Source organism: Mycobacterium sp. E183 (genome assembly GCF_001667735.1).
Classification (GTDB): Bacteria; Actinomycetota; Actinomycetes; order Mycobacteriales; family Mycobacteriaceae; genus Mycobacterium.
Map to the genome: position 1 here is coordinate 15,826 of NZ_LZJN01000082.1, position 12,035 is coordinate 27,860.

Annotated in this window: 11 protein-coding genes; 5 read left to right on the forward strand and 6 right to left on the reverse strand. The window is 67.7% G+C overall.

The genetic code is table 11. The features are described 5' to 3' along the window. Window positions 1-2,577, forward strand: coding sequence for an aminopeptidase N (gene pepN / locus A5691_RS08200; RefSeq protein WP_067891422.1), 2,577 nt, complete (start codon window positions 1-3; stop codon window positions 2,575-2,577). A gap of 95 nt (window positions 2,578-2,672) precedes the next feature. Here pepN and A5691_RS08205 read toward each other — a convergent pair whose 3' ends face one another. The 3 genes from A5691_RS08205 to A5691_RS08215 all read right to left on the reverse strand — a co-directional run bounded on the left by A5691_RS08205 (window position 2,673) and on the right by A5691_RS08215 (window position 4,066). Continuing rightward, a complete protein-coding gene (locus A5691_RS08205) occupies window positions 2,673-3,140 on the reverse strand; it encodes a DUF5130 domain-containing protein (protein WP_067749500.1) in 468 nt (155 codons plus the stop codon). Then, window positions 3,127-3,354, reverse strand: a complete 228-nt coding sequence (locus A5691_RS08210) for a hypothetical protein (protein WP_067780943.1) — start codon at window positions 3,352-3,354, stop codon at window positions 3,127-3,129. Before A5691_RS08210 ends, A5691_RS08205 begins: the two co-directional genes overlap by 14 nt. Window positions 3,355-3,418: 64 nt before the next feature. Further along, on the reverse strand, window positions 3,419-4,066 hold the full coding sequence (locus A5691_RS08215; protein WP_067891425.1) for an HNH endonuclease: 648 nt from the start codon (window positions 4,064-4,066) through the stop codon (window positions 3,419-3,421). Between the two features lie 142 nt (window positions 4,067-4,208). On the opposite strand from A5691_RS08215, the gene A5691_RS08220 reads away from it, so the two are divergent. The 4 genes from A5691_RS08220 (at window position 4,209) to A5691_RS08235 (ending at window position 8,041) form a co-directional block, all read left to right on the forward strand. Next, complete coding sequence (locus A5691_RS08220; RefSeq protein WP_067749526.1) at window positions 4,209-4,604, forward strand: globin; 396 nt, start codon at window positions 4,209-4,211, stop codon at window positions 4,602-4,604. Next, the gene (locus A5691_RS08225; protein WP_156675597.1) at window positions 4,604-6,196 is read left to right on the forward strand and encodes a glycoside hydrolase family 13 protein; all 1,593 of its coding nucleotides are present in this window, start codon (window positions 4,604-4,606) and stop codon (window positions 6,194-6,196) included. Before A5691_RS08220 ends, A5691_RS08225 begins: the two co-directional genes overlap by 1 nt. Before the next feature lie 128 nt (window positions 6,197-6,324). Further along, entirely contained in the window at window positions 6,325-6,936 is a 612-nt protein-coding gene (locus tag A5691_RS08230; RefSeq protein WP_067891437.1) for a DUF5134 domain-containing protein, read from the forward strand. Between the two features lie 91 nt (window positions 6,937-7,027). Next, entirely contained in the window at window positions 7,028-8,041 is a 1,014-nt protein-coding gene (locus tag A5691_RS08235) for a pyridine nucleotide-disulfide oxidoreductase (protein WP_067891440.1), read from the forward strand. A 64-nt stretch (window positions 8,042-8,105) separates the two neighbouring features. Here the strand turns inward: A5691_RS08235 and A5691_RS08240 are convergent, their stop codons facing one another. The 3 genes from A5691_RS08240 to A5691_RS08250 form a co-directional block, all read right to left on the reverse strand. Then, a complete protein-coding gene (locus tag A5691_RS08240) occupies window positions 8,106-8,780 on the reverse strand; it encodes a hypothetical protein (protein WP_067749492.1) in 675 nt (224 codons plus the stop codon). Next, window positions 8,768-9,181, reverse strand: a complete 414-nt coding sequence (locus tag A5691_RS08245) for a thioesterase family protein (protein WP_067749490.1) — start codon at window positions 9,179-9,181, stop codon at window positions 8,768-8,770. The genes A5691_RS08240 and A5691_RS08245 overlap by 13 nt, the downstream gene beginning before the upstream one ends. Beyond that, on the reverse strand, window positions 9,178-12,035 hold a 2,858-nt coding region (locus tag A5691_RS08250), incomplete at its 5' end, for an NAD-glutamate dehydrogenase domain-containing protein (RefSeq protein WP_197696181.1). The genes A5691_RS08245 and A5691_RS08250, both read right to left, overlap by 4 nt.

Below are 12,035 nucleotides of genomic sequence, written 5' to 3' on the forward strand. Positions count from 1 at the left end.
GTGGCCCTTCCTAATCTGACTCGGGACCAGGCCGTCGAGCGCGCCGCCCTGATCACCGTCGACAGCTACCGGATCGACCTTGACGTGACCGACGGCAACGGCGCACCCGGCGACCGCACGTTCCGATCCATTACCACGGTGGTGTTCGACGCGCTGCCCGGCGCCGACACCTATATCGACCTCGCGGCCGAGACGGTGCGCGCCGCCACTCTCAACGGCCACGAGCTCGACGTGTCGGGATACGACGAATCGACGGGCATCCCGTTGCTCGGCCTGCAGAAGCGCAATGTCCTGGAGGTCGACGCGGACTGCCGCTACTCCAATACTGGCGAGGGCCTGCACCGCTTCGTCGACCCGGTCGACGACGAAACGTACCTGTACTCGCAGTTCGAGACCGCCGATGCCAAGCGGATGTTCGCGTGCTTCGACCAGCCCGACCTGAAGGCCACGTTCGAACTGCGGGTGACCGCGCCCTCACACTGGAAGGTGATCTCCAACGGCGCGACGGTGTCTGTGGAGGACGGCACGCACACCTTCGCCACCACCCCGCGGATGAGCACCTACCTGGTGGCCTTGATCGCCGGCCCGTACGCCGAATGGAACGACACCTACACCGACGAACACGGGGAGATCCCGCTGGGCATCTTCTGCCGGGAGTCCCTGGCGCGCCACATGGACGCCGAGCGGCTCTTTACCCAGACCAAACAGGGATTTAGCTTCTACCACAAGAACTTTGGGCTACCGTACGCGTTCGGCAAATACGACCAGCTCTTCGTTCCCGAATTCAACGCCGGCGCAATGGAAAACGCGGGCGCGGTGACCTTCCTGGAGGACTACGTCTTTCGCAGCAAGGTCACCCGGGCCTCCTACGAGCGGCGCGCCGAGACGGTGCTGCACGAGATGGCGCACATGTGGTTCGGGGACCTGGTCACCATGACCTGGTGGGACGACCTGTGGCTCAACGAGTCGTTCGCGACGTTCGCGTCGGTGCTCTGCCAGGCGGAGGCCACCGAATTCACCGAGGCCTGGACGACTTTCGCGACCGTCGAGAAGTCGTGGGCGTATCGCCAGGACCAGTTGCCGTCGACGCATCCGATCGCCGCCGACATCCCCGACCTGGCCGCGGTCGAGGTGAACTTCGACGGCATCACCTATGCCAAGGGCGCCTCCGTGCTCAAGCAGCTCGTCGCCTACGTCGGGCTGGAGCATTTCCTGGCGGGGTTGCGCGACTATTTCCGTAGCCACGCGTTCGGCAACGCGACCTTCGACGACCTGGTCGCCGCGCTCGAGAAGGCGTCGGGCCGCGACCTGTCCGACTGGGGCCAGCAGTGGTTGAAGACGACCGGCCTGAACACGCTGCGGCCGGATTTCGACGTCGACGCCGACGGCAGGTTCTCCCGGTTCGCGGTGACCCAGAGTGGCGCCGCCCCGGGGGCCGGCGAGACGCGGGTGCACCGGCTGGCGATCGGGATCTACGACGACGACGGGGCCGGCAAGCTGGTGCGCGTGCGGCGGGAAGAGCTCGACGTCGAAGATGCCGTCACGGAAGTGCCTGCGCTGGTTGGCGTTTCACGCGGTCAGCTGGTCCTGGTCAACGATGACGATCTGACGTATTGCTCGCTGCGGCTGGACGGCGAGTCGCTGCAGACCGCGCTGGCGCGGATCGCCGACATCGCCGAGCCGCTGCCGCGTTCGCTGGTGTGGTCGGCGGCGTGGGAGATGACGCGCGAGGCCGAACTGCGCGCCCGCGACTTCGTGGCCCTGGTTTCGGGTGGCGTGCACGCCGAAACCGAGGTGGGGGTGGCGCAGCGGCTGCTGCTGCAGGCCCAGACGGCGCTGGCCTCCTACGCCGAGCCGGCCTGGGCACACGAACACGGGTGGCCGCAGTTCGCCGACCGGCTGCTGGAGCTGGCCCGCGCCGCCGAGCCCGGCTCGGATCATCAGCTCGCGTTCGTCAACACCCTGTGCTCGTCGGTGCTGTCGACCCGGCACGTCGTGACGCTGGCGGACCTGCTCGACCACGACCCGGCGGATCTCGGATTGGCCGGCCTCGAGATCGACACCGACCTGCGGTGGCGCATCGTCACCGCGCTCGCCAGCGCCGGCGAGATCGACGCCGACGGGCCCGCGACGCCCTTCATCGACGCGGAGGTGCAGCGCGACCCCACCGCCGCCGGCAAGCGCCACGGCGCCCAGGCGGCGACGGCGCGACCGCAACCTGAGGTCAAGGAGCAGGCCTGGACGACGGTGATCGAGGACGACACCCTGGCCAACATCACGGCCCGCGCCATCATCGCGGGCTTCGCCCCATCGGGTCAGCAGGATCTGCTCGCACCGTTCACGGATCGCTACTTCGCGGCGATCCCGGGCGTGTGGGCGCGGCGGTCCAGCGAAGTCGCGCAAACGGTGGTGATCGGCCTGTACCCGCACTGGAACATCAGCGAGGCCGGCATCGCGGCCGCCGACAAGTTCCTGTCCGACCCGGAGGTGCCGCCCGCGTTGCGGCGGCTGGTCCTCGAAGGCCAGGCCGGTGTGAAGCGGGCCCTGCGGGCGCGCACGTTCGACGCGGCGGACTAGACCGGATGGTGGCGACCCGCCACGCCCGGCTACGCCGCGCTCGCGATCGCCACTAGACCAAACGGTGGCGACCCGCCACGCCCGGCTACGCCGCGCTAGGCCGGGGAGATCCCCGCGCTCATGACGCGGATCGCGCTGACCAGGCCGTCGACCAGGTCACCGCGCTGGAACGCCGAGGTCGCGGCGGCGACCCCCAGCGGCGCCGACGACTCGGCGCCGCGGCCGCGGACCTGCGAGCCGTAGACGACCTCGATGACCTTCTGGTCGGGCGAGACCGCCAGCAGCACGGCGTCGTCCGGCGTGGGCACCTTGGCCAGGATCTCGCGCGCGCGGGCGGCGGTGTCGTTGCCCAGGTCGCCGAGGTAGATGGCGAACCGAGCCTTCGACGCCCGCGAGCCGAACTTAAGGGCGTCATCGATGGCGACGAGGTCCTTGGTCGGGAAGGGGAAATGAACCGACAGCTCGCCCGGCTCGGTCACCCCGGAAAGGCGCCCGCTGGTGGTGATCACCCAGCCGTTGGGCAGCTCGTCGGGCTCGATCGTCGCTAACTCACCACGTGCCACTGGCGCCACCTCCGACTGCGAATTCATGTCCGCCGTGCCCGCCGTGAGCGTGGCCGACGTCTTCGTCCGTGGCCGCCCACAAAATCGGCGGGTGGGTCCACTTCTCCCCCAGCTTGTAGGTCGCCGGGTGCGGTCCCTTGCGAGACCAGATCAGCAGCGCCAGGACGACCACCAGCAGCAACGGTATCCCGATGAAGTACAGGTGAATCTGCAAAAGGCTCACGACGAAAACCGTATCTCACGCGGTGATTCGTCGGCACACTCGGACACGAGATTGGTCAGGCCGCGCCTTCGCCGAGGTAACGCGCCCAGGCCGGATCGAGCTCCTTGACCGTCGAGAGCAGCCGCCAGTGCTGCCCCGTCGGCGGCAGCGGCGTACGGCGCAGCACCCAGCCGAGTTCGGTCAGCAGCTTGTCGCCCTTGCGGTGGTTGCACGTCGAGCAGCACGCGACGCAGTTCTCCCAGGAGTGGTCGCCACCGCGGCTGCGGGGCACCACGTGATCGACCGTGTCGGCCTTGGCCCCGCAGTAGGCGCAGGAGAACCGGTCGCGGTGCATCAGCGCGGCGCGGGTCATCGGGACCCGGGCGCGGTAGGGGACGCGCACATAGGACCGCAGCTGGATCACCGAGGGCACCAGGATCGAGCTGGTGGCCGAGTGGATCACCGGCCCCGCCGGGTCGTGGTGGACCACGTCGGCCTTGCCGCAGATCACCATCACGATGGCCCGGCGCATCGGCAGGGCGGTCAGCGGCTCGTAGGTGGAATTCAGCAGCAGCACGCGCCGGCGGCTCCACACGGATGCGGTGTCTTGGCGGGTGGGGGGATGGGTATCGACGCTATGCAGGCACGACGCGGATGGGGGCCCGGTTAACCCTGCCGCGGCACCGGAACTGCGGTGGCTGCGGCGTCTTTTGCCCTGCGCCATAGATCCTCCGCCGATAGTCCACCATGATTCGCCGCCAATCGCACCCCTATTGCAGGTGAACGGCATGTCGCGCGGGTGAACACCGGGCACACCGTCTGCCCGGTGCGGCCCGGCGCCACCGCGATGGACCACAATGGAGGCGATGGATTCCGAGCCCCAGTCCTTCTATGACGCCGTCGGCGGTGCCCCCACGTTCAACGCGATCGTGTCCCGGTTCTACGCCCAGGTCGCCGAGGACGAGATCCTGCGCCAGATCTACCCCGAAGACGACCTGGCGGGCGCCGAGGAGCGGCTGCGGATGTTCCTCGAGCAGTACTGGGGCGGTCCCCGCACCTACTCCGACCAGCGGGGCCATCCCCGGTTGCGCATGCGCCACGTCCCGTTCCGGATCACTCCCATCGAGCGCGACGCCTGGCTGCGCTGCATGCACATCGCCGTCGGGTCGATCGACTCGGAGACCCTCGACGACGAGCACCGGCGCCAGTTGCTCGATTACCTTGAAATGGCTGCCCACTCGCTGGTCAACGCGGCGTTGTGATGTCGGCCCACGACAATGAGCGGGGTGGAATGAGAGCCAAGCCGTGGTGGTCAGACGCGGTGTTCTATCAGGTGTATCCGCGGTCGTTCGCCGACAGTGACGGCGACGGCGTCGGCGACCTGGACGGTCTGACGGCTCGGCTGGAACACCTGGAACGGCTCGGCGTCGACGCGATCTGGCTCAACCCTGTCACCGTGTCGCCGATGGCCGACCATGGCTACGACGTCGCGGATCCGCGCGACATCGACCCGTTGTTCGGCGGGATGGCGGCGTTCGAGCGGCTGGTGGCGGCGGCACACGAGCGGGGCATCAAGATCACCATGGACGTGGTGCCCAACCACAGCAGTTCGGCGCATCCGTGGTTTCAGGCTGCGCTGGCTGCCGGTCCGGGCACCGACGCCCGTGACCGCTACTTTTTTCGCGACGGGCGCGGCTCCGACGGCGAACTGCCGCCGAACAACTGGACGTCGGTGTTCGGCGGGCCGGCCTGGACGCGGGTGATCGAACCGGACGGCAATCCGGGCCAGTGGTACCTGCACCTGTTCGACGCCGAGCAGCCGGACCTGAACTGGGAACACCCGGACATCTTCGACGACTTCGAGAAGACGCTGCGGTTCTGGCTGGAACGCGGCGTCGACGGATTCCGCATCGACGTCGCGCACGGAATGGCCAAGCCGGCCGACCTGCCCGACGCGCGGGACGACATCAAGGTCCTGCACCACAGCGATGACGACCCGCGCTTCAACCACCCGAGCGTGCACGAAATCCACCGCGGGATCCGATCGATCGTCGATGACTACCCGGGGGCGGTGACCATCGGCGAGGTCTGGGTCATGGACAACGTCCGGTGGGCCGAATACCTGCGACCGGACGAGCTTCATCTCGGCTTCAACTTCCGGTTGACCAAGATCGACTTCGACGCGACCCAAATCCATGACGCCATCCAGAACTCGTTGGCGGCCACCGCGATCGAGAACGCCACACCGACGTGGACGCTGTCCAACCACGACGTCGGCCGCGAGGTCACCCGGTACGGCGACGGTGAGCTCGGGTTGCGCCGGGCGCGCGCCATGGCGATGGTGATGCTGGCGCTGCCGGGCGCGGTGTTCGTCTACAACGGCGAGGAGCTGGGGCTCCCCGACGTGACGCTGCCCGACGAAGTGCTCCAAGACCCGACGTGGGAACGCTCCGGGCACACCGAGCGCGGCCGCGACAAGTGCCGGGTCCCGATCCCGTGGTCGGGCGACGCGCCGCCATTCGGCTTCTCCTCGTCGCCAGCCACCTGGTTGCCGATGCCCCGGGAGTGGGCGGCGCTGACCGTCGAAAAGCAGACCGCCGACCCGAAATCGACCTTCTCGTTCTTCCAGCACATCATCAAATCGCGCAAGGAGCGCACCGAATTCGACGGCGACGGGCTCGAGTGGCTGGACGCACCGCGTGATGCGCTGATCTTCCGCCGCGGCGGCGGTGCGGTGTGCGCGCTGAACGCCGGCCGCCGACCCATCCCGCTGCCACCGGGAGAACTCATCGTGACCAGCGCACCGCTGATCGACGGCAAACTCCCGCCCGACACCGCGGCCTGGCTGGCCTGAGCGACCAAAGGCGCGGCGGAGCAGTAGCTTTCGTATAACGTTCCGGGGTGTCGCTTGCAAGGGGCATACCCGGTGGGGGTACTGTCGTGCCATGGCCGAGATCGAGCCCACCGGTGAAAGGCGCGTCGGTGGATAACACGTTGCGGTGGGTGGTGACGGCGCTCTTCGCCGTCAGCTTTGTTGCGTATGCGTATTTCCTTGTCGCCCAACGCCGATGCTGGACGGGCGTCGTCAGCCAGCTGCTACACCTCGCGATGTCGGCCGCGATGATCCTGATGGCCTGGGGCGTGGGAATGACCCTTCCGACCTTCGCGGCGGCGATGTGCTTTCTGCTCGGCGGTGCCTGGTTCGTCGGCGTCGCCGGTCACGCGCCGTGGGCCGTCGATGGCCGGCTGACGAACTACTACTACGCCGTGATGATGGTGGCGATGGCCTGGATGTACGGGGCGATGAACGGCAGCCTGCCGGGAGGGCCCGCGCACTCGGGCGGCGCGGCGATGGACATGTCCGCACAGTCGGGCGCGCCCGCGATGCGGCACGAAACCCCCGATTGGGTCGGCGCGGTGAACTGGACCGCGGCACTGGGGTTCGCCGGCGTGGCGATTTACTGGGCGTATCGCTGGATGGCCCGGCGCTGGACGGACCTGATGCCGCGCGCCGTTCGACTAACCCACGCGCAAATCGTGACTCAGACCGTCACCGCCGCAGGCACGGCGCTGATGTTCGCCGACATCGTGTGAGCGGGCCGGTCGACCGGTTCGGCCAAGTTCCGGCGCAGCGCTTGGCTCGTCGCTGCTCTATACCTAGTACATGGCGACCTACTCGTGGACAGTGATCGGAGCCGGACCCGCGGGAATCGCGGCGGTGGGGCGGCTGCTCGATCAGGGCGTGCCGCCTGACAAGATCGCCTGGCTCGATCCTGCCTTCGCCGCGGGTGACCTGGGCGGCAAGTGGCGGTCGGTGTCCAGCAACACCATTGCCGGAACCTTCCTGAGTTTCTTGAACGGCTCTGCGGCCTTTCGGTTTTCGGAGGCCCCGCCTTCCCCGCTGGCCGAAGTCGACCCGGAGGAGACTTGCGCCCTGGCCCTGGTCGCCGACCCGTTGGTGTGGGTCACCGGGCACCTGCGCGAGCGGGTGCACGTGTTCGAGACGGTGGCCACCAGCCTGTCGCTGCAACGGCGGCAGTGGCGGATCCAGACGCAGGATTCGGAAGTAAGGTCGGACAACGTGATCCTCGCGATCGGCGCGGAACCGAAGAGTCTCGACTACCCCATCGACGCGATTCCGGTCGAGGTCGCCCTCGACGCCGACAGGCTCGCCGAGGTGCCACTCGAAGGCGCGACGGTTGGCGTCTTCGGCTCGTCGCACTCGTCGATGATCGCGCTGCCGCACCTGCTGCGGCTTCCGGTCGGCAGGGTGATCAATTTTTACCGCAGTCCGCTCAAATATGCTGTCTATCTTGATGATTGGATACTGTTCGATGACACCGGCCTCAAGGGCCGAGCCGCCGTCTGGGCCCGGGAGAACATCGACGGGGAGTACCCGGAACGGTTGGAAAGGTGCTGGGTTGCCGGCCCGGACTTCGACGAGAAGCTCGCCGAGTGCGACCGCGTCGTCTACACCGTCGGCTTCGAGCAGCGAAAGCTGCCCGAGACGCCCCAGTGGGGACCGCTGCAGTACAACCGGATGAACGGAATCCTCGCCCCCGGCCTGTTCGGGCTGGGCATCGCGTTCCCCGAGTACGCCGAAGACCCGTACGGCTATGGGCAATACCGCGTCGGCCTCAAGAAGTTCATGGATTACCTCGACGCGGTTCTGCCGTTGTGGATGGTCTACGGCACCTGATCCGCCGCCCGACGACCGCATTTAACTCAACATGATTTCCGACCGACACCGGTCGTCTCAGGCGTCAGCTCAATAAGAGAGCCGGGTCGCCGCGGCGCCGGTACACCGAGCCAAACCGGGCGTCGAGGCGCAACCAGGTCGGCAGGATCCGAACGCGGATCATCTCGTCGGCGCCGACGGCGTCGGCCGACTGCGGCAGGAAACCCATTGCGGTCAAGGCGAACACACACCGCATCGGCAGTCCCACACTACCGCCCGGCGAGCTCACCTGGACGACTTCCTGGTCGAGCAGCGACACCGGCGGACCGTGCGAACTGCCATGCTCCTTGGCGAGTTGCGCCCCGCGCTGCGCGAGGTCGAGCATCACCCGGGCGGGTATGTCGTCGAGGTGCGTGAAGCCGGAGTCCGGCGGCAGCGCCCCGCGCCACGCGGAATCCATCGCGAAGCCGGGGTCGACGTAGCCCGAGTCGTCCATCGCGGACAGGCCGCGCGCCAGCGCGTCCGCACCCACGGACAGATCCTCGGGCCGCACTTCGCCGCCCACCACCCGGCTGGCCAGGACGTCGAAACCCGTTGCCACCCAGGCAGTCAGCAGGCCCGCCGATCGAGCGCGCAGGCGAATGACCGCGGCGTCGTCGAGGCGCAGCGCGTAGTCGACGAACGCGGCCAGATCCCTGCGCTGGGCGGCCCGGTCGGCTGGCCCCAACCAAAGCCCGCGGTCAACTACTACCGAATCCACCGTTGCAGATACTCCCGATGGTGTGGGGAGAGCCGCACCAGCCGCTCCTCCTCGATGTGAACGGCGGCCAGCTGCGACTCGGCGATGACGGCGGGTTTGGACTCAGGATCGGCGCTGACCGAGCGCACCTCGTAGCCCAGCGTGAAGTCCACCGCCCGCAACCGCTTGGTCCACATCGTCACCTGCAGCGGCGAATCGACCAGCCGCAGTTGACCTTTGTAGGTCACCTTGACCTCGGCGATCAGCAACCCGATGGTCAAGATATCGACCTCGAACGCTTCGCGCAGGAACTGGACCCGGGCCTCCTCCAGAATCGTGACCATGGTGGCGTGGTTGACGTGCTGGTACATGTCGATGTCCGACCAGCGCACCGGTACGGGGGCTACGAAGCCGACGGTCAACTGGAGGATCCTCTCCCGCTGGTGCGGGTCATGCGCCGGATCTGGCGCGCGGCCACCGAGAGTGTCGCAAGATCCTTCTCCCCGCTTTCTTGGATTTCGATGAGGGTGCGGCGGGCCCGCTCCACCCTTGACGCCGACAGATGTTCCCACTCGGCGATCTTCTCCTCGCCGCTCTCGTCGGGCTCGCCCACGGCGAGCACGTCGAAGCACAACGACCGTAGCGACGCGTAGATGTCATCGCGAATCGCCAAGCGCGCCAACGAATGCCACCGGTCGTTGCGGGGTAGCTCGGAGACCGCCGTCAGCAGGCCGTCGGTGCCCAGCCGGTCCATCAGGGCGAAGTAGGTGTCCGCGACCTCGGCGGCGTCGATGTCGTTGATGTCGGCGATGTCGATGATGTCGAGCAGGCTGAAGCGGTACAGGCCCGCGGCGATCATGTACGCCAGATCCTCGGGCGCACCCTGCGACGAGAACTCGGCGGCCTCCTTCTCGACGATCGCCTTGTCGTCGCCGCGCAGCCACTCCGACATCCGGGGCGTGAGGTCTTTGACCTTCGCGGCGAACCGGTTGATCTCGGCGCCGACGGCCAGCGGCTGCGGACGGTAGTTGAGCAGCCAGCGGCCGGCGCGGTCGATCAGCCGTCGGGTGTCCAGCGTGAGCCGGTCCGACATGGCGACCGGCAGGTTCGCGGCGCGGATCCGCCGCCAGATCTCGCCCACGCCGAAGATGGCGTCGGTGGCTACGTAGGTGCGGACCGCGTCGACCGGCCCCACGCCGACGTCCTCGACGATCCGAAACGCGTAGCTGATGCCTGCGGTGTCGACCAGGTCGTTGATCAGCATGGTGGTGACGATCTCGCGGCGCAGCTGGTGGGTGCGGATCTCCGGGGTGAACCGTTCCCGCAACGGCGTCGGGAAGTATTGGGGCAACCGGGACGCGAACACGTCCTGCTCGGTCAGCTCGGTGTTCAGCATCTCCTCTTTGAGCCCGAGTTTGACGTGCGCCATCAGCGTGCACAGCTCGGGCGAGGTGAGCCCGATGCCGGCCTCGCACCGGCGGTCGATCTCCTTCTCCGATGGCAGCGCTTCGAGTTCCCGGTTGAGCCCTCGCTCGTCGACCAGGTACTGAATCTGCCTGCCGTGCACCGGCAGCAGGCTTGCCGCGTTGGCGCGGCTGGTGCCGATCAGGTCGTTTTGATCCTCGTTGTCGGTGAGCACCAGCTGCGCGACCTCGTCGGTCATCGACTCCAGCAGCTCTTTGCGCTCGGCGGGATCGACGCGGCCTGCCGTCACCAGCGAGTCGATCAGGATTTTGATGTTGACCTCGTGGTCCGAGCAGTCCACCCCGGCGGAGTTGTCCATGGCGTCGGTGTTGATCCGCCCGCCCGACAGATCGAATTCGACGCGGCCAAGGGCGGTCACCCCCAGGTTCCCGCCTTCCCCGATCACCTTGGCGCGCACCTGGCTCGCGTTGACCCGCACGGGATCGTTGGCGCGGTCGCCGACGTCGGCGTCGGACTCCGACTCGGCCTTGATGTAGGTGCCGATGCCCCCGTTGAACAGCAGGTCGACCGGCGCCTGCAGGATCGCCTTGATCAGGTTCGGCGGCGTCATTTCGGTGACCTCGCCGTCGATGCCCAGCGCGTCGCGCACCTGCGAGCTGACCGGGATGGATTTGTGCTCGCGGCTGTACACCCCGCCGCCCTCACTGATCAGCGACTTGTCGTAGTCGTCCCAGCTGGATCGCGGCAGGTCGAACATCCGCCGGCGCTCCTCCCACGAGGCCGCGGGGTCGGGGTCGGGGTCGAGAAAGACGTGCCGGTGATCGAAGGCCGCGATCAGCCTGATGTGTCTGGACAGCAGCATGCCGTTGCCGAACACGTCGCCGCTCATGTCGCCCACGCCCACCACCGTGAAGTCCTCGGACTGGGTGTCGACGCCCATCTCCCGGAAGTGTCGCTTGACGGCCTCCCACGCGCCTTTGGCCGTGATGCCCATGGCCTTGTGGTCATAGCCCACCGATCCGCCGGATGCGAACGCATCACCCAACCAGAATCCGTAGGACTTCGCGACGTCGTTGGCGATGTCGGAGAAGGTGGCGGTGCCCTTGTCCGCGGCCACCACCAGGTAAGCGTCGTCGCCGTCGCGCCGGATCACCCCGGGCGGCGGGCTGACCTTCTTCGTTTTGTGGTCGACGTTGTCGGTGACGTCGAGGAGCCCGGAGATGAACAGCTGATAGCAGGCGACACCCTCGGCACGGATGGCCTCGCGGTCCTCCGCCTGGTCGCCGGTCGCCAGCGGCGGCCTTTTGACGACGAAGCCGCCCTTGGCCCCGACCGGCACGATGACGGCGTTCTTCACCGCCTGCGCCTTGACCAGGCCGAGGATCTCGGTGCGGAAATCGTCGCGGCGGTCCGACCAGCGCAGCCCGCCGCGCGCCACCGGCCCGAACCGCAGGTGCACGCCCTCGACGCGGGGCGAGTAGACGAAGATCTCGTACTTGGGCCGCGGCAGCGGCAGTTCGTCGATCAGCTGGGCATCGAGCTTGAGGGCCAGCACATTTCGGGCGCGGGCCGAACCGTCCCGGGTCACAAAGTAATTGGTGCGCAACGTCGCCTGCACCAGCGACGCGAACGCCCGCAGGATGCGATCGGTGTCCAGGCTCATCAGCGCGTCGATGTCGGCGGCGACCGCGGCAGCCGCCGCTTGGGCGTCGCGATTCCTCGACGAGCCCGACGGGCGGGGATCGAAGAGCGCCTCGAACAGGGCGACCAGTGAACGCGCCGTGGAGGGGTGCTCGTTGAGCACCGACTCGATGTAGGACTGACTGTAGGGAAAGCCCGCCTGCCGTAGGT